This window comes from Arthrobacter mobilis (assembly GCF_012395835.1).
GTDB classification, from domain to species: Bacteria; Actinomycetota; Actinomycetes; order Actinomycetales; family Micrococcaceae; genus Crystallibacter; species Crystallibacter mobilis.
Genome location: NZ_JAAZSQ010000021.1, coordinates 63419 through 82235 on the forward strand (window position 1 = coordinate 63419; position 18817 = coordinate 82235).

At 59.3% G+C, this 18817-nt stretch carries 19 protein-coding genes and 4 pseudogenes; 10 read left to right on the top strand and 13 right to left on the bottom strand.

The window, feature by feature from the left end; all coding sequences use genetic code 11:
• From HGG74_RS17410 to HGG74_RS17420, 3 genes are all read right to left on the bottom strand, one after another.
• Positions 1-564: a hypothetical protein gene (locus HGG74_RS17410; RefSeq protein WP_168488419.1), complete on the bottom strand. Its 564-nt coding sequence runs from the start codon at positions 562-564 to the stop codon at positions 1-3.
• Between the two features lies 1 nt (position 565).
• Positions 566-955, bottom strand: coding sequence for a nucleotide pyrophosphohydrolase (locus tag HGG74_RS17415; protein ID WP_168488421.1), 390 nt, complete (start codon positions 953-955; stop codon positions 566-568).
• Between the two features lie 240 nt (positions 956-1195).
• Entirely contained in the window at positions 1196-2215 is a 1020-nt protein-coding gene (locus tag HGG74_RS17420) for an FRG domain-containing protein (RefSeq protein WP_168488422.1), read from the bottom strand.
• Between the two features lie 736 nt (positions 2216-2951).
• Here HGG74_RS17420 and HGG74_RS21235 point away from each other — a divergent pair.
• Both HGG74_RS21235 and HGG74_RS21240 read left to right on the top strand, forming a co-directional pair.
• Positions 2952-3698, top strand: coding sequence for a hypothetical protein (locus tag HGG74_RS21235; RefSeq protein WP_205762099.1), 747 nt, complete (start codon positions 2952-2954; stop codon positions 3696-3698).
• 274 nt (positions 3699-3972) lie between these two features.
• Positions 3973-4740, top strand: coding sequence for an endonuclease VII domain-containing protein (locus tag HGG74_RS21240; protein WP_205762101.1), 768 nt, complete (start codon positions 3973-3975; stop codon positions 4738-4740).
• Positions 4741-4822: 82 nt separating this feature from the next.
• Here the strand turns inward: HGG74_RS21240 and HGG74_RS22265 are convergent, their stop codons facing one another.
• The 4 genes and pseudogenes from HGG74_RS22265 to HGG74_RS22290 form a co-directional block, all read right to left on the bottom strand.
• Positions 4823-5008, bottom strand: coding sequence for a GIY-YIG nuclease family protein (locus HGG74_RS22265; protein ID WP_376766154.1), 186 nt, complete (start codon positions 5006-5008; stop codon positions 4823-4825).
• 72 nt (positions 5009-5080) lie between these two features.
• Positions 5081-5482, bottom strand: coding sequence for a BRCT domain-containing protein (locus tag HGG74_RS17435; RefSeq protein ID WP_205762103.1), 402 nt, complete (start codon positions 5480-5482; stop codon positions 5081-5083).
• Between the two features lie 99 nt (positions 5483-5581).
• A complete protein-coding gene (locus HGG74_RS17440; protein ID WP_168488426.1) occupies positions 5582-7432 on the bottom strand; it encodes a GmrSD restriction endonuclease domain-containing protein in 1851 nt (616 codons plus the stop codon).
• A 105-nt stretch (positions 7433-7537) separates the two neighbouring features.
• Positions 7538-7888: pseudogene (locus tag HGG74_RS22290) on the bottom strand (IS982 family transposase); the annotation flags it as partial.
• Between the two features lie 459 nt (positions 7889-8347).
• Here HGG74_RS22290 and HGG74_RS17450 point away from each other — a divergent pair.
• From HGG74_RS17450 to HGG74_RS17460, 3 genes are all read left to right on the top strand, one after another.
• Positions 8348-9310, top strand: a complete 963-nt coding sequence (locus tag HGG74_RS17450) for an AbiTii domain-containing protein (protein ID WP_168488429.1) — start codon at positions 8348-8350, stop codon at positions 9308-9310.
• A 295-nt stretch (positions 9311-9605) separates the two neighbouring features.
• Positions 9606-9875 (top strand): hypothetical protein, encoded by a 270-nt coding sequence (locus tag HGG74_RS17455; RefSeq protein WP_168488430.1) that lies wholly within the window; start codon positions 9606-9608, stop codon positions 9873-9875.
• Positions 9863-10282: a hypothetical protein gene (locus HGG74_RS17460; protein WP_168488431.1), complete on the top strand. Its 420-nt coding sequence runs from the start codon at positions 9863-9865 to the stop codon at positions 10280-10282. Before HGG74_RS17455 ends, HGG74_RS17460 begins: the two co-directional genes overlap by 13 nt.
• Positions 10283-10405: 123 nt before the next feature.
• Here HGG74_RS17460 and HGG74_RS17465 read toward each other — a convergent pair whose 3' ends face one another.
• Positions 10406-11071: a hypothetical protein gene (locus tag HGG74_RS17465; protein WP_168488323.1), complete on the bottom strand. Its 666-nt coding sequence runs from the start codon at positions 11069-11071 to the stop codon at positions 10406-10408.
• The gene (locus HGG74_RS17470; protein WP_168488432.1) at positions 11068-11259 is read right to left on the bottom strand and encodes a hypothetical protein; all 192 of its coding nucleotides are present in this window, start codon (positions 11257-11259) and stop codon (positions 11068-11070) included. Before HGG74_RS17470 ends, HGG74_RS17465 begins: the two co-directional genes overlap by 4 nt.
• A 137-nt stretch (positions 11260-11396) precedes the next feature.
• On the opposite strand from HGG74_RS17470, the gene HGG74_RS17475 reads away from it, so the two are divergent.
• Together HGG74_RS17475 and HGG74_RS17480 are read left to right on the top strand one after the other, a co-directional pair.
• Complete coding sequence (locus HGG74_RS17475; protein WP_168488433.1) at positions 11397-11819, top strand: hypothetical protein; 423 nt, start codon at positions 11397-11399, stop codon at positions 11817-11819.
• A 127-nt stretch (positions 11820-11946) separates the two neighbouring features.
• A complete protein-coding gene (locus tag HGG74_RS17480) occupies positions 11947-12255 on the top strand; it encodes a hypothetical protein (RefSeq protein ID WP_168488434.1) in 309 nt (102 codons plus the stop codon).
• Between the two features lie 2 nt (positions 12256-12257).
• On the opposite strand, the gene HGG74_RS17485 is transcribed toward HGG74_RS17480, so the two are convergent.
• Positions 12258-12665 (bottom strand): hypothetical protein, encoded by a 408-nt coding sequence (locus tag HGG74_RS17485; protein ID WP_168488435.1) that lies wholly within the window; start codon positions 12663-12665, stop codon positions 12258-12260.
• A 154-nt stretch (positions 12666-12819) separates the two neighbouring features.
• Positions 12820-13972 (bottom strand): annotated as a pseudogene (locus tag HGG74_RS17490) (IS3 family transposase).
• A 215-nt stretch (positions 13973-14187) separates the two neighbouring features.
• Here HGG74_RS17490 and HGG74_RS17495 point away from each other — a divergent pair.
• Positions 14188-14904, top strand: a complete 717-nt coding sequence (locus tag HGG74_RS17495; protein WP_168488436.1) for a hypothetical protein — start codon at positions 14188-14190, stop codon at positions 14902-14904.
• Positions 14905-14914: 10 nt separating this feature from the next.
• Positions 14915-15784, top strand: coding sequence for a hypothetical protein (locus tag HGG74_RS17500; protein WP_168488438.1), 870 nt, complete (start codon positions 14915-14917; stop codon positions 15782-15784).
• Positions 15785-15830: 46 nt separating this feature from the next.
• Here the strand turns inward: HGG74_RS17500 and HGG74_RS22295 are convergent.
• A pseudogene (locus tag HGG74_RS22295) lies at positions 15831-16441 on the bottom strand (transposase); the annotation flags it as partial.
• Between the two features lie 428 nt (positions 16442-16869).
• Here HGG74_RS22295 and HGG74_RS17510 point away from each other — a divergent pair.
• Positions 16870-17785 (top strand): annotated as a pseudogene (locus tag HGG74_RS17510) (IS5 family transposase).
• Between the two features lie 245 nt (positions 17786-18030).
• Here HGG74_RS17510 and HGG74_RS17515 read toward each other — a convergent pair.
• Complete coding sequence (locus tag HGG74_RS17515) at positions 18031-18672, bottom strand: hypothetical protein (RefSeq protein WP_168488440.1); 642 nt, start codon at positions 18670-18672, stop codon at positions 18031-18033.
• Positions 18673-18817: the final 145 nt, after the last annotated feature.

The window sequence follows — 18817 nt, forward strand, 5'->3', positions numbered from 1 at the left end:
TCATCGAACTCCCGGTCGGGTTTCTCCTTCGTCGCCAGCCGCGGGACTGTCGGGCAGGTCGAGGAACTCCACGACCGAGGCGCTTGGCTCGAGGCCTAGGACTACGAATTCCTGCACGGCAGCGTTGCGTTTGCGCCCGATCAGCTCATTGAGCGTAATGGTGGGCAGGGTGAAATCCCTCGGTTCCAGCAGCGCGAACATGTATTCCCACGTCTGCACCTTACCGTTCGCGGTCTTGGTCTCACCCCAGAGGGAGCGTGCCAAGGCTTGACTGCGGAACGTGTGGCTGACTTCTGCCACGGACACCCTGCTGCCGCCGTGAACGAAGAGGAGGTAGTCGCCTGGGGCGACGCGTTTCCACCGCGCTGCGTTGCGTCCGTCCTCTCCGGGTTTCGCTCCCCAGAGGCGTATCCCTCCGTTGTCCGAGAACGTCGTCAGTGCCGCTTGGTCCGGCAGCGACACATGAGAGTGCACAAGCGATAGCGGAACCGGAGACAGCATGGTCGATGTGTAGTGTTCCTGGGCCGCCTTGTTGGCACACGGCTGCAGAATGATGTTCGACATGTCAGTTTCCCCCGGTAATCTGGCCATGCGGCTCCGGATCCGCGAGCTCTGTGTATTTGCGCGCTGAACCCTTCGCCAAGGAAATCGGGTAGCGGCTTTGGTTAAGCTCGATCTTCTCGACAAGCGCCTCCTCGAGGTCGACGCCGCAGACGTCGCTGATCCGCAGGAGGTAGGAGAACACGTCGGCGAGTTCGTGCCGGAGCTTCTGCCTGTTCGATGGCTCCGCCAGCCAAGCTTCAACGTCCGCGTCACTTGTCCACTGCAAGAGTTCCGCCAGTTCACCGGCTTCGCCGCACAGCGCGAGGATCAGGTTGCGGGGAGTATGAAATTGTTCCCAGTCCCTGTCAGCAGCGAACTGCTTGACTAACTCTTGAAGTTCCTTGACCGTCATGAACCAACAATAGGTCGGCCTGTGCGAGCAGGCCTCATTTGTTCTGAGGTATTACGAGCAGAGACGAACAACCGCTCGTCAGTTCAGTACCGACCCGTATCAGAAGAGGACATGTCACCGCACTTAATGAGATTCTGAACGTGAGCTCCGCGTTTCGTAGTGTTTCGTAGTCGGTTTCCATCAACCGCTATCGGCGGGAAGCGCCGAGAACATGCTGCACCAGCGCTGACGAAAGCGGCCCTATTCGTTATTCGATTCGTTGGAAGGGTTTGCCCAATAGGTCGGCATGCTCCCTGAATTTTCTTGGAGATATATTCCCCTGTCGAAAAGGTCGAACCCGGCGTCATTGGTTTTAAGGAACTTCACGAATCCGGCCATATCCGGGTACATGGTCCGGTGAGATCGGTTGAACTTGCTGTGCAGGAAATGGCTGAGATCCCTCTTTAGCTCGGGGCTTATGACTATCCCTGCGACCGATAGGCCGCGCCAGCCGGTGAAGTCTTCGACGCTTTTCGGTGTTGGTTCACCTCGTAAACGTTTCAGTAGGCGTGTGGCGCTGGGGTCCCATGGCAGCCCCACGACAGGACCGTCTTGCTGTTCATTCGGGTATATGCCCGTGAGGAAAAGCCCTTCTTGGGCTTTCATGCGCTCGTCTTGGGGTCGTGGTTCGACTAAGACGCATCCGCCGAGATCGCCCGCTCTGGTTAGAGCGGAAATCAGCGTCGGCGCACCAGGAACGGCCTGCGTGTCAGAAAACGGGTTGGGAACTTGAGGGGCCGTAACAACCACCTCATCCGGCACCACCAACGCGACCAAGACACCGGCCACGTCTTCCTTGGTTTCGTCCGAACACGCGAACCACAATGCCGTCAGGGGGTTGTATGTAACGTCAACCAACCGCGTTGGGGCACCGTGGTGTTGCAACATCGCCAGCAGGTGTAAATCCGTGACGCTGCCATATTCGGAAAGCCCGATAGCCCACTCACGTGCCGCATACAGGATTTCGAGCTCGCGCTGTCGAAGATACTCCTCCGTCAGACTGGGGAACCTGTCATCACCACGGCCCATCTCTTGATGCAACTGCCGGACCAGACTTGAGTTAACTTCGAAGGAAGAGTCCGGAAGGCCCCTCCAAACAACACGATTCGACAGGCTGGTCTCAAAGGCGGCGACACCAATCAGGCGCCAGAGATCTTGGAGGTTCTCCGCTTGGATTCCCCATGCGCCTTCCCACGGCCCCACTTCTATATTGTCGCTCATTGGTAGACCCCCTAGGTTCTTCCATACCCCTGTTTGCCGTAAGCATGCCATAGCCGGCGGCACCGAGCGAAGTATGGGCTTATCTGTCTGGCCGCCAGTATCGGCAGGTGCGAGCGGGTTGTCACCGTGGAGGAGATCTTCGAGCTCAAGATCCCACTGCGCGACGTGGTCGGGCTGCAGTGCCGGCAGGCAACCGCAGCGTAAAATACACATTCCTGTTTGTGGTTGCCTAGGCATCGTGTCAAGATGCGTAATCGGGGAATAGCACCTCCTAGGTAGAAGGCGGACGCGCAGGCCGCTGGACTGGTTTAATTCCGGCTCGACGCGTGGTGGCAGTCCTCGGTCGAGATTGACAGTGATCTTCCCCCACAGAAGTCGCTGTGGTTCTATGACGGCCAGGTTTACTGGCGCAAGGGTGATCAAACAGTGCTTGCATCGGAACCCAAGGCCATTGCCGAGGCGGCGGGCAGGTTTTAGGTCAAACCACAAGGTGCCCCGGTCTCAAGTGAAGATCGGGGCACCGTTTGTGGGGGGTGAAGGTTGCGTCAGAGTCCAGGATCGGAAGCGGCTCGCCGACGACAGCGATGCGGACGCCGGCCGATAATTGCCGCGTGCTAGCCTAGCCCCGGCGCAAGCGCGTCAACTCGCATTTGTTTTTGGGGGCATTATGAAATACACGGGGGCTCGCCGTGCTCAAATTACCGGGCGGTGGCGCCCGACTGTCTCGTTTTGGATCATGGCCGCTGTCCTTATTCTGCTGTTGATTTCGTCGGCGGCTACCAGCGGCTTTGCCGGAATCCTGATGATGCTCGGCGTCTTCGCTCTGTTCACGGGGCTCTACGGCTTCATCTTCAAGCGGAGGTCCTGGGCTGGCTTTCCGAGTCGTAAAGTGGCTGGTCTCGCGGGTGCAGGCGGCTTGATCGTTGCCATGATCGGTGGCGGGATCGCGGGTCCCTCGACAACGGCGACGGCCGATGCCAAGAACGTTGGGGCTCTTGCCGATGTCGCAACGCCGACGCCGACGGCCACCGAGACGAGCCCCGCTCTCACCGCCTGCACGGATGAGGATGCGACCAGGCAGTTTCAGGACGAGGTGTTTGTCTGTACTGTAAACCGCGCCGACAAGCTTGTTTGGCTAGATAAGGCGACTTCTGACACGTTGCTCGCTGACCGGGCGGCGGAGAAGGCGGCAGCTGAAAAGGCCGCCGCCAAGAAAGCGGCAGCCGAGAAAGCCGCCGCTAAGAAGGCAGCAGCCGAAAAGGCGGCGAAGGAAAAGGCCGCTGAGGAAAAGGCAGCGGCCGAGGAAGCGGCAGCCGAGCAGGCAGCGGCCGAGCAAGCCGCAGCCGAACAAGCAGCCGAGCAGGCGCCCGCAGTCGTCCACCCCGGGGCATTCTGTAGCGGCGGAACGGGCGTGAGCTCGACCGGCAAGCCGATGGTTTGTGCTCCAGCCTCCGACGGCCGTAACCGTTGGCAGTCCCAATAGGGAGAGACAAATAAAGAGCCCTGTTAATATTGCGGGGCTCTTTATTGGTCCTGTTACTAGATGGGGACGCTTTAGGCCCATGGAATGATCCGCGGAGCGATGCTTTTGCCCCTATAACTACTTAGCGATGTATACCTCATGGCTAGCCGCTCACGAGCCTGGTCCGGATGCCGGCACGGGATCTTAAGTGGACTTCACGCGTACCCGGCGAATGATGTGATCGCCATGGCTTAGTCCTAACGATTTTGTCGGGGTCGGACGCTAGCATACGGCCATGATTGAGTACCGTGCGTGCGTAGGACCGAATTATACCGACACAGGGGACTGCGGTCGCGCTGCTCATGTGGCCACGCCGCAGCCGATGTGCAGTGGCCATTACCAGCAGTGGAAGCGAATGAAGAAACTGGTCCCGCTGCGCATACACCGGCCGTCCCAGACCGAGGGTAAGATCTGCGCCGGCCCCAGCAAAGTGGAGGGTAACGAGTGCGGCCGTCCCGCCTATCAAAGCACTCCCATGCTGTTGTGTATTGCCCACGCTAGCCAGCTGAGGCAGAAGAACGAAATGGTTCCGCTGCCGGAGCCATGGCTCAAGCTCAATCGAGCGGCACGGGACGATAAGGGCAACAAGCAATGTACCCGCTGCAAGAGATGGTTGCCCGAGAGCGCTTTTGGCAGCTCGAAATCGGCTCCGGATGAGCTGAAAGGCCATTGTAGGCAATGTGAGGCGGACCGCCTACTGCTAAACAAGTACGGGCTCACGGTGGAACAGTATGAAGCATTGCTCGCCATGCAAGGTGGCGTGTGCGCCATTTGCCAGAAGCCACCGCTGGAGGGCGTTCGACTATGCGTTGACCACGACCACGGTTGCTGCGACGAAACCTACACCTGCGGGCAATGCGTACGCGGACTGCTACACGCAGACTGTAACGCCGCCCTTGGTTACTTCAATGACTCGGTGGACTTCCTCCGCGCCGCGATTGAATATCTGACAAGGGGAACCATCGACCTACGCGACATCGACACACAAGGAGAAATCGCCTAATAGCTGGCAGATTATACGGCGGATGAGTGAGGGGCGTTGCGTTTGCGGTTGCAAAATGACCTAGGGAAAGGGTCAGCATCGGTTATGAATATGAGATCATGTGCTCGCTGCCTAGATGCCCTGCCAGGTGGCAGCCCAGCGTCAGCCGTAGTGTGGAGCCCTCGGCGTTGCCGCGGTAGTGGTATCGGATCCGGTGCCAAAGCGTCTGCGTGCTCGGCCGTGTACCGTTACGTGGCGGCTCTTTCCAGGCAATGCCGATGTAGAGCAGCGGTGGTGGCTAATAATTACCCGAAGCCCGGTAGTCTCCGAAAGGCCAACTAGAGGCGGGCAGCCCCAACCCCTAGGCGCCAGATGGTATTGAACGTCGGTGCTGGATGCACGGTGCCGCGCGATCGTTCAGGAGTGCTTCGAAGCCAGCATCGTCAATGATGCATATGTGATTGCCCCGCGCAGCTTGTTCGTCAATAAATACGAGAGTCTGACTGCGCCCGTTCTTCCCGTCGATGACTACATCTGGGTGAAGTCCACCGAGGACGAGCAGGGTGGAGCTGACGTTACGGGTTCCTGGCTGGGGAAAGCCGCCCTTCATTGAGATGTCTTTTTCCAGTTGTTTTCGTGACCGGTGTTCTCCACGGTAGAAAGTCTTCCCGGTGAAAAGGACCCGCTGTCCGCGCAACGTCTCCACGGTTCCTTCACAGTCATAGTTGTTGTTCACCATGCCTATTCTTGAATCGAAACCCATTCCAAGCAGCCTTTCTGAGGTGCTCCTTCGATGGAGGCATCCTAAGCCCCCGGCCTCGAGGCCACGCTGACCGTTCGTCTCGCAGCGTAGGATCATCCGCTATTCAGCGTAAGCGGATTCGGCCAGTTCGTCCTCGATGCTCGTGCGGGGAGCTGACTCACTGGTGTGAATATGCGCATCCACAACATTGGTAGTCGCCGCGGAGATCCCGCCGAGGGCCTCGGCGATCCGCCGTCCGAGGGCCGCACGACGCTGGGCGAAGAAGTCATCGAACTCGGTCACTTCGGTGGGCAGCCATGGGAGATCGTTGCGGTCAAGGTATGCCTGGTAGGCACTCGGCGTCTTATAGACCGTGGACGCCCACACTCCCGGAGGCGTGTCGGACTTTGAAATGTTCTCCACGCCTTCGAGCAATTGGAGGTTGGGGAGTTGATCCCGCTTGGCCTGTAGGTCGTCAGCGGTGTCACGATCGAGACCCGCCTGTTTCAGCTTCGATCGGGACAGCAAGGCTTGCGGGAACACATGGTCGACGTGGTGGATATTGCGCGTGTTGACATGCGGGAACAGCGCCGCCATTACCGCAAAGGTGCGTGGCGCACCATAGTTAAGGTTTAGGATGTCCTCGATCTGCTCGGGGGTGATTGCCAGAGACTTGCCCCGTGCAGCCATCCGTCTCTCGATTTCGGCGATCGGGAATCCGTTCGCACCATGGTCGTTGACCGCTTGGCGCAGGTCGCGTAGCAGTGAATCGAGGCCGGACCCCCACACGCCTTGAACGATGAGCGATCGCAGCGTCCACGAGCGCAGCACTTCACGGTCGGCGGTGTGGGCGACCGACTCCCGATACTTCTGGGTAAGACCTCGTCGGTGGACGTAGTAGGCGATTGGGATGAGCACACTGCCTGCGCTGAGTGTGACATTCGATAGGCCGAAGTCGCTGAGTAGGCCGGCGGCGACCTTGAGCGAGTCGCTAATCGCGTCCCAGTCGCGGTCGAGGATGGCCATGTTTTCGGCGGTGAAGTTCTTGACCTTGAAGCCGATGTCGCTGATGCCGGCGAGCACGAGCCCGGACTTCAGCACGACATCCTGGGTGAAACCGAATCCCTGGCCGGTGGAGTTGAGTGCATCTACTAGTCCGTGGATCGCGTATCGGGCGTCGCGCTCCTTCCACTGCGCGGTAGCGATCGACAGCAGCAGGTCGCTGTATGAGAGCACGGATCCAGCGGAGTTTACACGGATGAAAATGTCCAGTACCCGCTCTACATCCTGCTCGGTCTCTTCGTAGAAGTGGACTCCGGGGGCACTGTGAATCGCCTTCCACAACTGGCTGAGCATGTTGCGTGCCGCCCGATCGTTGGCAAGCCCTGCGTCTCCTGCGAGGTCCCACAGGTCGCCAAGGTCATCGGTTTCGTAAACGCGGTGCACGGGGAACCAGTAGCGCGATTCCTCCGGGGCCACCGCAGCGAGCTGGCCGCCAGTGAGGAAGCGGAAGTCGTAGCGCAGGCCGGCTTCGTTCTGTTCAGCCTCGCCGAGCACATTCAGGTAAAGCTTGCGCTCGGGATAGTTTTCGGGGTTGTTGCCCCAAGCGCGCTTGTTCTTGTAGGCATAGGTGCCGCGAAGGCCGATGTTCAGCGAGGTCAATCGTTGCTGGCCATCGAGCATCGCGGTCACCGCCTGGCCGGGCGCGATGTCGAGCATCGGGTTGTGGCGTGCGTTGAACTGGTTGTAGTCCTTGAGGAACCCGTAGAAACGGAACTTCTTGACCGTCTCGGGATCAACCTTCCATGACAAGAAACTGCCGATCGGGTAGCCGCGCATGATCGAGTCGAACAGGCCGATAACCTGCGAGGGTTTCCAGACGTACTCGCGCTGGATCGCGGGCAGGATCAGGTCGCCCTTCTGGATGCGCCGCAGTGCGTCTGCAATCGTGGTCGGTGGCAGGTATCCCATACGTCAAGACCCTACTATCGTGTTGCCGCAGCTCAGACTGACGACGCTCCGGGATGTCCTGGCCGAACACGCCCACCGCAGGACCGGCACCAGCGCACATCAGGCAGCCTGCCCTGCCAGGGCCGAGCGCCTGACCGTTTCCCGGCTCGCCCCGCTGGGGACCCGGGTGGAATCGAGCAACCGCAGACTTCCGTCCCAGGACGGCACGTCCCCGGTTAGGGCGGTGGTGGCCGCGGCGATCACCCCGGCCAGCCGGCGCAGCCGCTTGCTGAAGCCGGACTGGCCGGGAAGTTGCGGGAACATGCCGGCCAGATGCTTCCGGATGTAGTGGATCCACCGGCGTTCGGAGGTGATGCCGAGCAGGGTGCTGGGCCGCGGTCAGGCACAACAGTTCGGCGTCGGACAGGGTCGACTTGCGGCCTGGCACATGGTTTGGGACCAGCCCGGCCCGGGCAGGAGACGGTCATCGAGATGGACGTGGCCTAGCTCTTACTCGGGCAGTCCGCAAAAAGTTCGCAGTACGTCCGCAAACCCCTGATCCTGGACAACTATAGCCAATCATGAAAACCCGGAAGCTCGCGGAAGTCAGCCCCGCCCGACAATAGCCAACAGTACATTCCGAATTCTGGCGTGACTTCACCGACTACGGGTCCTGGCTTGCCGCACATATGAAGGTCTGGCTTCGCGATCAGGGGCGGATCACTGCGGCGAACATTAGGCAGGCGGAGGAAGCATACGAACGTCTGGGACCGCCGCCGGCCAAGAAATCATTCCACCCAGGAGGGGAGGAAAGGCAGCCGACCGGGGAACTTGGCTGGCCATCTTACCGGAACCGCAGTCGTTGACGCCGATGTGAGAATGTCAGGGAGCCACGAGAGAATGTAGGTACGACTACACGAACTCTCTGGGGGCACGTTGAATCACGAAGAGCAGGCCGAGGCGCTCGCCCTGACAAAAGATCTGCTGGACGATATTGAGCTGGACAGGACCACGCTGGACAAGCAGATCCTGAAAGCGTCTAGGTTGGCTCGTATGCTAAACGACGAGCAGGTCATGGACTGGCTCAGGCGCGAGAGGAACGGCTACTACACGGGAGACGACAAAACAAACGCATACTTCCAGAGGACCGGACGACATGGCGCTGACGCGAATAGCAACATATTTGATGGAGTGCTAGTTCTCCAGCAATATATGCGAACCCATGAACTCCAGCTCGAGCAATTGAAGGTGCCCAATGTATCCGGCGATTACGCGCTGCTGAGCGTCGGCAAGGTTACAGACATCATTACGAACGTCGGCAGAATCATGCAACGGTACAGTCGGATCCTCAGCAAGGTCAGCGGCCTACTTCACACGTTTGTCACTACGAGCTATCTGTCGCTTCGGTTCAGCACCAAGCAGGACACCATGTTCGAGAAGGCCAAGGCCGAGATTGACGCCGAACTTCTTCGGCTCGATGAGACCACACTGCGGAAGCTCGACGCCGCGTATTCCAATCTTCAGGTCGGCGACGAGGAATCCATCTCTGCGGCAATGAACAGTGTGCGCCGTCTGATCGTCAGTTTCGCTGATCTCGTGTTCCCTGCCACGGAGGAAACCCGCCCGAATCCCGGCGGAGGAAACCCCATCAAACTCGGCTCCGAGCAGTGGCTGAACAGAATCAAGGCGTTCATCGACGACAACGCGGGTAGCTCCAAACGGCAAACGCGGCTCAAGCAGGCAATTTCGGGAATCTCCGAGCGCGTCTCCAGTGGAGTCCATACAGACGTGACTAAGACCGAGGCTGAGTATCTGTTTTTGTCGGCATACATCCTGCTTGGCGAAATGCTCAACATGAAGAAGTGCGCGCAGGAAACGGCGGTCACAGTGACGGTCTAAGGCTGCGGTCCAGGGACTCGGGTAACTTATCCTTGGTTATACGATCTTACTGAGGGGGCAGCCTATGGGGGCGAAAGCAACAACGGGGTCAGTGCTGCTTCTCTCGACGTTGGCAATTCTGATGGTGATCTGGCTGGGAATCAAGGCATCCAGTGACTCACCTCCTACAGGCCTAGAGAGCCTCTTGTTAGTCATCTTGAGCGGAATATTCCAACTTCTCGCTGTCGTCATAGGGTTCTTCAGTTCGCGATCAAGCAGAGGTCTAGCTAAGACAGCTACTAGAAGCCTTACAACAGTGGGTAAATGGGCGCGGCAGGCGGTAGAACTGGCTGAACAAACGCAAGAAGCGCCAAGAAACACAGTGGCAGGACTTCAGGCGGTAGTCGGAAAATTAAATGTGATCGTCAGCATGATCGAAGACCTGGTTGTCAATGAGGTCGAGAACTGGCGAGACATGCATCAGCAAGAAGTTAATTCGGTGGATAAACAATCGACTACGCCGCGAGAGTTATCAAAGTCAGAACATAAGGTCGACTCGGGAGGGCCAAGCCAGTGGCAAAAATAACCGGAAAAGTTGCCCGCCTCTTGGATGAGCGCGAACTTGTCATAAACAGGGGCGGGGAACATGGAGTCATGGAGGGGATGCGCTTCCGTATTCTTAGTGATAAAACCTATGAGGTTACGGACCCCGATGATGATGACGTAGTAATAGGTGAGCTTCCGATCACTAAGACGGTCGTGAAAGTCATCGAAGTACACCCTCGAATGTGCGTGGCTAAGACTTTCAGGACTATTCCTGGCACACCTGGGATTCTGACTTCTACTGTTTGGGGTAGTTCTTTTATGGGCAAGAGTGCGAGGACAGAAGAAATTCTAATTGCGAGCGACCAAGAGGCTTTCAGAGATACACTTACTGCCGATGATCTAGCGGTACGGGTTGGAGATATTGCTGAAGAATACAAGGAGAACTGACTCCCTGCCTACGAGCGATGAAGACTGGCAACTTGGGGCGTAGAAAGAGCCGTAGCTGGCAGATAGTCCAGCTACGGCTCTTCCGTATGGTCAGCGGGCCGCTGAGAACTCGCCAGGGAGCTCCTAATCCATGGGTGGGGCGTCGAGGTGCTGTGCGACGTCCTGAGTCATCTGCGCATACTGGTCCTTCAGCTCTTCAGGCACGGCAAGGACTGAATCGAAACCACCGGTCGGCATGACATTCATGCCGGTGAACTCCTTAGGCAGTTCTGCAAACTGGCCGACCATGACGAAATCCTGCACCTGTAGAGGATCGGCCCCTTCGATGTGCTTGTTGTAGACGTCGACCTTGCGGTTGTACGCATCCGTGCCAACCACCTCACTGTCGATTTCCCAGTTGTCCAGTGCAGAAGCCGCACCGGAGAAGGTGAATTTCTCACCCTCCGGCGAGTAAACGCTGATCTCGTACATGTTGATGTGTTCGGTGCCCTTGCGGTTATCGACCTTCACCGTGGCGTAGGTGACAGGACCAGCACCGGCCATGTCACGGATCTCTTCGATCTCGGCATCAGGTTTGGACGGCAGGGTGATTCTTCCTGTCGCGCCTTTGTACTCGAAGTAGTACTCACCCGGGCCGAATGCCGCCGGCAGGGCGGCAGGTGCTGAACTTGCCGGTGCTGCCGCCGGATTTTCTGTCGCGGCCGGTACTGCACCTTCGCCCGCGCTGCCTGAGCCGCATCCGGTCAACCCGACAACCAATGCCGCCGAGAGCAGCAGAGACTTTTTCACGATTCCTCCCCCTGGTGCTTGTCGATAACCCTTGCGGTTCCGAGCGCGAGGATGAACAGAACGACGGCGAGAAGGAGCATCAGGAGCGCCAGCCCAGCCTCGCCTCCGGTAATTGCGGCGGACACGCCGACCAGGTTGAAGCAGCAGAGGACAATGCTCACCGTCAGAAGGACGTAGAGGTATTTCATCGCAATACTCCTTCGGCGCTCCGGCCAGTCTAAGCCCCAGGTTTGACGATTCACCGATTTCGTTCGGAATCACCTTCCGTGACCGTCACGGGCATGGCGGAGCTGTAACTGCACGTGCCATACTTCGCCCTGATCACGTGGACTATGGCCGGCTACGGCGGATCGATCACGACGGCAAGGACGGTCTTAGGCTCGCCCGGATAAACGGCAGAGGTGTGCTGCTGCCCGGGTTTCAGGGCAGCGGCTGCAATCTGCCTCATGACGCGACCTTGTCAATGTTCGCTGCCATGCATTGGCTGCCTGACCTGTTCGTGAATCCGGCTTTGTCCAGATACTCGGCGATGGTCTGCCATGTATTGCCGGCTGAACGCCAGCGCCTGACCTCGACCAGAACATGCTTGCTGCTCATCCTCGACAGGCCCGTTCTTGTCGTAGCCGTACGGATAGCTGCCGGAGTCAAAGGTGAATCGATCGAGGCCATCGCCTGTTATGGCGCCGCAGTCCCCAAAGCAGGCGGCTCCGGTGAAAGGATACAGTTGCACCGGCACGTCTCTCTGTAACGGCACAGGCGGATATACTCCGCGGCACGCTTACCGGCTTCCCTTACTGTTCCGTTCCCGCTGTTAGTTCGGGTAGTGGGGTCTCTTGTTTCCTGGCTGGTACGAAGCTGAGTGCCCGAATGAGCATGTGAACAAGGTGGACCCTGCCCGCGCCGGCATCCTCATCGAAGCCGCGCCTCGCTGGCATCCTGACTTTGAGAAGTACCCGGTTACTAGGGCACCGTACATGCGAGAACCTTACGTGCGCATCACGCACAACAACGTGTCCGTAGACGGTAAGGCTATTGGCTGGACCTCGGAGCATGTGCACTTCAAATGGCAGGACGGCGACTTCAAGATGCATACCCGCTGGGTGCCGGCCTCATGGGTGAAGCGCATAAGCCGGGAAGAGTCGTCCTGGCAGGATCCCTACGACATCCTTGATGGAGAGGGCTGACATTAGCACTCCAATTCGACCGCCCGTGAGGCATCGGACCCGTCGTAGTACCACTGATTGCGTTCTTTTACATAGGTCCACGCGCTGCTGTACGTATAGAAGTAAGTACTTTTGAACGGTGGCGGGCAGTTCATCAGGGATATGGTGCGGAGGTTGTATTTGGTCCCCCTGGCCTCATTGTGGGCTACGTTGTGCCATGCGCCTCTGGGCCACTGGTAAAGCCAAACAAACACATGGTGCGTCTCGCCAATCGCTTCATGGTTGGCGGCCCCGTAAACGTACCTGCTGGCGATACCTTGATGGATGTAGGGCGGTTCGGCGGTGGCTCGCCTGTGGTTGCTGTCGATTGTCGCCGGGGATGCTGCCGGCATAGCGGTTGTGCCCAGACCCACAAGAAGCGTGATGATCATGGCGCGGACCTTAAACCGGAGTCCCGTCCGGGGCCGCGAGGGGTGGGGGCTGTGGTGGTGCTGTGGTGGTGCTGTGGAGCATGTTGCGCCTGGTTTCAGGTAAAGCGGATGCAATGGCACCCCGGGCTGCTGAAGGTTTGCTTGACTCGCAGGTTTAGGCCGCCAGGGTGACGGCGGGTTTCATTATTGTCTCGTATTCAATCGGGGTGAGTTTGCCCAAGGCCCGCTGGCGCCGGCTGCGGTGATAGGTCCTTTCGATCCAGGTCACCATGGCCAGGCGCAGTTCCTGGCGGGTTGCCCAGCGACGGGTGTCCAGGACGTTGTTCTGCAGCAGCGAGAAGAACGATTCCATGGCGGCGTTGTCTCCGCACGCGCCGACGCGTCCCATCAAACCAACCAGGCCGTTGTTGGCCAGGGTGCGCACGAATTTGGTGGAACGGAACTGGGATCCCCTATCCGAGTGCACCACTGTTCCAGCCGGATTCCGGCGGCTGATGGCCATCCTCAGGGCGGACACGGCCAGGGCGGACTTCATCCGCGAATCGATTGAGTAGCCAACGATCCGGTTGGAGAACACGTCCTTGATCGCACACAGGTACAGCTTGCCCTCGTCCGTGCGGTGTTCGGTGATGTCGGTCAGCCACAGCTCGTTCGGCGCCGCAGCGGTGAAGTTCCGGCCGACGAGGTCGTCGTGGACCGGCGGGCCGGCCTTGCGGTTGATGCCGCGCTTCTTGGCGAAGACGGACCAGATCCGCTGGGCGCTGCACAGCCGCTGCACCCGGTTTTCGCCCGCGGAGATACCGAGGGCTGGCAGTTCGTCGGCGATGAACCGGTACCCGAACGCCGGATCGTCGGCGTGGATGTCCAGGGCCGTGTTGATCAGGTGGGCGTCGGCCCAGTCACGGTTGGAGACAGGGTTGGCCTTCCACTGGTAGAAGGCCTGCCTGGAGAACCCGAGCACCGGGCAGGTCACCGCCACGGGGATGCCGTCGGCCGTCTTGGTCAAGGACCAGCGGGAAGCTCATTTTGGGGGCAGTTCCCGGGCGAAGAACGCGGCGGCCTTAGCGCAGGATCTCGTTCTCTTGCTCCAGCAGCCGGATCCGCTTCTTCGCCTCGCGCAGTTCGGCCGCTTCCTTCTCCGTCACACCCGGGACGATGCCGTCCTCGATGTCGGCCTTCTTCAGCCAGTTATGCAAGGTCGCTTCGGAGATGCCGAAGTCCTTGGCGATCTGCGCCAGCGGGGCTTCGTGCTTGCGGGCGACCGCGACGACATCACGGCGGAACTCGGCAGGATAGGGCTTGGGCACAGGAACATCCTTCCTGCAAGGACAGAATCCTCACAAGCTAGGAGTCAACTGAACCGGGGGCAGTCCCCAGTTCTGTGCCTCATTGGATGCGTATCCATGGGCCAAGTCTCAGTTCTAATCAAGGGGCAAGCCATAGCTTGGGAGACCCATCGACACGCAAAGTCATCAAGAGTACGATGCTCCAACTACGGGCGATTCTACATGAGGAGATCACCTTGAGCCCACAATATTGCAGCACGGAGAGGAAAAATGTTCCGGAAATTGAGCTCGCTGAATTTCAGAACATTATCTACCATGTGAAGCCGAGTCCTCAAGACCGTTATCGCTCATTCCGCGGCCATACCCTTGCCGGGTGGGCGGCCAGCCTCGAGGCCACATTCATCAACGGCAGATGGGAAATAGCCAATGCCGATCTCGGCCGTAAACCGATTCACCAGATCGCCTTCATCACTGGCCATCTCGAGTACCCTGAAGTCAGCACCCTTGGCAAAATAACATTTGAGGGTCCGATCATCGACGTGCCACTGGCTCTTGACGAGCCCGAAATCAGGTTGGCAGAACCTCAGTCGCGTCCGCCACATGTCGGCTGTGGCGAGTTACTACGGCTGTTAATGGGGGAAGAAGCCTCCCGGGAACTAGTTCACCAAGAGCTCAACGAAACAGACGACAATAGAAGGATCATTGTCGAATTGCTGCAGGACAACTACGAGCCACTGGCAAGGGCCATTTCCGAACGCCGTGACCCTGGATTGACCTACGGTCTCGTTGTGAACGAGACAGCCATGATCTTCAACCCTTCGAACGGCGATTTGATAGAGGCTGGATCTGTTGATTCGAGTCAACTAGGCAATGCTGCGCATTCTAGGAAGCGCATCATATCCGTCACCTCCTTGACTTCGCTTATGGGCGACGGGGCGCCGCCAAATGTGTAAGCGAGCCATAATGTCCAAGCTGAAGAAAGCTCCTCCTGATAACACTGCGGATCCCGATCCTGCTCAGCCAAGTGAGCCGCCAAAGGAAGATGATCCGGCAAAGGAAGAGCGACTCAAGGAATTCGACGCTAATATCACCAGCTTAAACTATATGCAAGAGCATCTCTATACACTTGCAGCAGGATCACTAGACCGAAGGAAATTTGCCGCAGAAATAGTCCTAAAGGCGTCCGCTGCCATTGCGACCTTATACTCCGGAGTGTTGGCATTGATTTTCTCGGTATCAGGCACCCAGCTCCCCCTCAGGGGAATTCTTGCTCCGGTATTTCTCGGACTGGCGGTAGTCTTATCCGCGGCGTCCCAAGCATACACCACCCCACGGGTAAAAGAAAATACTGAAGGAGACACAGCGGATACCAAGCCAGACGAGGATTGGGTTATCGCCAGGGGCGGGGGTGCGTTCGAACCACGAGCCATCGCTCGCGTAAATATTTTCATCCAAATCGCTGCGAAGATGGCACAACGCAACTCTTGGATGCTTCGTGCTAGCGTCATAGCCCTAGGCGTGGGGCTGGCAGGAATCGCGCTTCCTTTTATTTCGAGTGGCTCTCCACCCTCGAATGCCGATAGAGAAGCGTCCATTTCGTCCTCATACCCTTGGCCTACGGCAAGTCCCACCGCCACCAGTGCGAATGACGTTGCTCTGTACCAAGCTCAGGTCGACGAAGTCGCAGCCGCCAGAGCAAACGCCAGAGCGAAACCACTAGCGCCTCAGAGTTTTTTGAACTCAACAGGATTTTTCGCCGGATCGCTGGTGGTCGGTTTACTGATTGTCGTCATTGGTGCGACTGCTCCTAACCGCTCCAAAACGCACCGCTAAAGGGGCTCTTCGCGTTTCGTGGTGAATTCCATGCCGCGGTGCATGTTCAGCAGGCCGTCGTTTTGGCGGCGCTTCTGAGCATAACCCGGGTGCTGTAGTTCCAGCTGTTGACGAATCCGCGTCCCGTTCTTTTGATGTGCTTGATGGCTGTGTTGTTCGCCTCGACCTTCGCGGTCGTGGCGCCGGTGACGATGAGGACTTCGATCTCCTTCCACCAGCGGTTCACGGTGCGCCAGAGCCGGTTGGTGCCCACGCCCCTGCTGTCGCGGCCGTCGACGATCCCAAGGACCTGGCCGGTGTTCAGGTCCACGATCGTGGTCATCCAGGGCTCGTAGCGTTTCCACTGGTTGGCCTGCGGGTCATTGAAGAAGCGCACCGAGCGGAACCGTGTTCGTCGATGCCCAGCATCCGCGGCTGGAGCCTGTCCACGTCCGGCAGCAGGGTGGCCGCATGGTTGAGCGCGTCCTGGACCAGCCGCCATGAGACCCCGTGCGCCGCCGCCGTCTCGGCGGCGGCCCGGCCGGAGTTGATCACGGCCGAGACCAGGGCATCGCGCAGCCGGCGGGTGGAGCGGGCCCGGCACGGCACCTGCGGTGTGGACTCGGCGAAGGTCCGGCGCGGATACAGCGCCTGGTCGCAGAAGAACCGGTACTTGGCCAGAGTTCCCCGGCTCCATGATGGCGCTCCACTCATGCGACTGTGGGCCGAAGATAGTGTTCGTTAGCATGGTTAGTCCGCCCTTCCCAGAGCTGACGCCCAAGGTCAGACGGAAAGCATTTGCGTCGCCGGCGTTGGCGAAAGTGCCTCGCACTTCAAAGTCACCGTCAGCTCCGTCGCTGTTGTACGCGTCGTGGGTGATGAAGTCCGCGTGCACGTTGAGCACCCAATCGGCCTCAGCACGAGACCTGTTTCGGGCCCAAGTACCCACAGCCCAGGCAATTCCGGTGCTTACTGCTGTTGCGAGCGCGACGGAAGCAGCAACGGCCTGCCAGAAGGTGTCCGGATTCTCGACCGGGACAGCGTACACCGATAGCTCGGCGCGAGAGGGCGACTAGGGCGTGTTGCTAAACCGTCTTGGTTCGGGGATGCGGTTGGCTGGTTGTATGAGTCAACGCGATCTTGTCTCTGATGAGGTGTGGGCTGTGATCGGGCCCCTGTTCCCGGCGTGGAAGGGCAACGGGCGTCCGGTGGCGGATCGGCGCCGGGTCGTGGAGGGCACGGCGTGGAAGTTCCGCACCGGTGCCCCGTGGCGGGACCTTCCGGAGAAGTTCGGGAACTGGAACACGGTGTTCAAGAACTTCGACCGCTGGGCCAAGGACGGCACCTGGGCACGGGTCCTCGAGCATGTCCAGTCCCGGGCGAACGCGGCCGGGGAGCTGGACTGGGTCGCCTCGATCGACTCCACGATCGTGCGCGTCCACCAGCACGGGGCGAACCTTGCCCGCACCACAGGGGGCCCGGCCGAATTACATGAAACTGGGCCCGGAGCCCGGTGACCATGCGATCGGCCGTTCCCGGGGAGGGCTGACCACCAAGCTGCACCTGGTCGCGGACGGGAAAGGCAGGATGCTCGCGGGTGTGCTCACGGCCGGGAACGTGAACGACACCACGATGATGGCCGCCACTTTGGACCAGATCCGCGTCCCGCGTACCGGGCGCGGCCGTCCGCGCAGGCGCCCTTACCGGGTCCTCGCGGACAAGGGCTACCCCTCGAAGACGAACCGGTCCTGGCTGGCCGCCCGCGGGATCAGTACCACCATCCCCGAGAAGGCCGACCATGCGGCGGCCCGCCGCAGGAAGGGCTCCCGCGGCGGCCGGCCACCGGCGTTCGACCCGGAAGCGTACAAGGGCCGCAGCGTCGTCGAGCGCTGCTTCAACAGGCTCAAACACTGGCGAGGCATTGCGATGCGGACCGACAAGACAGCCCGGAACTACTTCGCCGCGATCACCCTCGCGGCATCACTCGCGTGGCTCAACGCCAGCTTTAGCAACACACCCTAGGGGGCCAGTGCAAAAAGTCCGCAAGAGGCCCACAAAGCAGCAGTATCTGCCAACTACAGGCAACGGCTAATCCGGCGGAGTCTAGCCGTTTTCAGCACTGCCCAATCATTGGCTAACAAGGGGGCGGAGTTCTGGATCATTTCGCCGTAGTCTCGTCCTCGCAGATCATCAAGGGCAGGGTCCGAGACGTGCAGGCCGTATAGCCACCGGAGACGAGGGAAGCTGCAGAGCAAGAGGCCTTTCGATTACTTGAGCAGGCCCGTCTCCGCAGACAGTGCGGCAATCACATCATGCATATTGGGCGCGAGACAGGGCGGTAGTGGGTTGGTGTCGCCGATGGGCCTGCCGTTTTCCAAATGTTCAATGTCGATCATGTCCGTATCGACCACATATTCAGATTCAGCCCTACCGGTGTTACGGGCCAGCAGCGCATGCGCAGGAACACTGGCCGTCCAGATGTGTCCGATCTGCCGCCGAGCAAATCCTCCGGCATAAGCGCGCGCTATCGCAAGATCATCTGTCCAGGACATCCGTTCTCTGAACTCCTCGGCACTGCCTCGATACAGCCTGAGCAGACCGGCAGGCCTGCGGGAACGCTTCCCGTCCACCGTGTATCCGGCCAAGTCGAACAGGTCTCGCCACGTCTCCGAGTCCAGCACCATCTCCGGATACTCAGCATCCGACCATGCCTCAGCGACAAAGGTTGTCGCCAGTCCTTCCGTCAGCATGTCGGCCCAGAGAAGTTCAGCCAGCAATGCGGGGGTATGATTGCGCCCGACATGGGCCGTTGCGCGGCGCAGGACACCCTCAGTCAGCGATGCGGGACTCTCCTGGAACCAAGCCACATTGGATGCCACGTCCTGCATGAACGGAAGATCCGCAGTCATCCCGTCGCCCCTGTAAGCCTCGGAACGACCAGCGAGACTGCAAAGAAATTCATTACTCTCCAAGGTGCATTGGCGCGTCTCTCTCGCCGCATTCGGCATCTAGATGTACTGACCACGGACATTGGTGATACCCGGCGTGGGCGCG

Excerpts from the sequence above, each read along its gene's own strand:
- HGG74_RS17415 (WP_168488421.1), bottom strand. The coding sequence starts at position 955 with ATGACGGTCAAGGAACTTCAAGAGTTAGTCAAGCAGTTCGCTGCTGAC.
- HGG74_RS21235 (WP_205762099.1), top strand. The coding sequence starts at position 2,952 with ATGGCCGCTGTCCTTATTCTGCTGTTGATTTCGTCGGCGGCTACCAGC.
- HGG74_RS17470 (WP_168488432.1), bottom strand. The coding sequence starts at position 11,259 with ATGAAATACCTCTACGTCCTTCTGACGGTGAGCATTGTCCTCTGCTGC.
- HGG74_RS21240 (WP_205762101.1), top strand. The coding sequence starts at position 3,973 with ATGATTGAGTACCGTGCGTGCGTAGGACCGAATTATACCGACACAGGG.
- HGG74_RS17435 (WP_205762103.1), bottom strand. The coding sequence starts at position 5,482 with ATGGGTTTCGATTCAAGAATAGGCATGGTGAACAACAACTATGACTGT.
- HGG74_RS17420 (WP_168488422.1), bottom strand. The coding sequence starts at position 2,215 with ATGAGCGACAATATAGAAGTGGGGCCGTGGGAAGGCGCATGGGGAATC.
- HGG74_RS17485 (WP_168488435.1), bottom strand. The coding sequence starts at position 12,665 with ATGATCATCACGCTTCTTGTGGGTCTGGGCACAACCGCTATGCCGGCA.
- HGG74_RS17500 (WP_168488438.1), top strand. The coding sequence starts at position 14,915 with ATGTCCAAGCTGAAGAAAGCTCCTCCTGATAACACTGCGGATCCCGAT.
- HGG74_RS17440 (WP_168488426.1), bottom strand. The coding sequence starts at position 7,432 with ATGGGATACCTGCCACCGACCACGATTGCAGACGCACTGCGGCGCATC.
- HGG74_RS17410 (WP_168488419.1), bottom strand. The coding sequence starts at position 564 with ATGTCGAACATCATTCTGCAGCCGTGTGCCAACAAGGCGGCCCAGGAA.
- HGG74_RS17515 (WP_168488440.1), bottom strand. The coding sequence starts at position 18,672 with ATGACTGCGGATCTTCCGTTCATGCAGGACGTGGCATCCAATGTGGCT.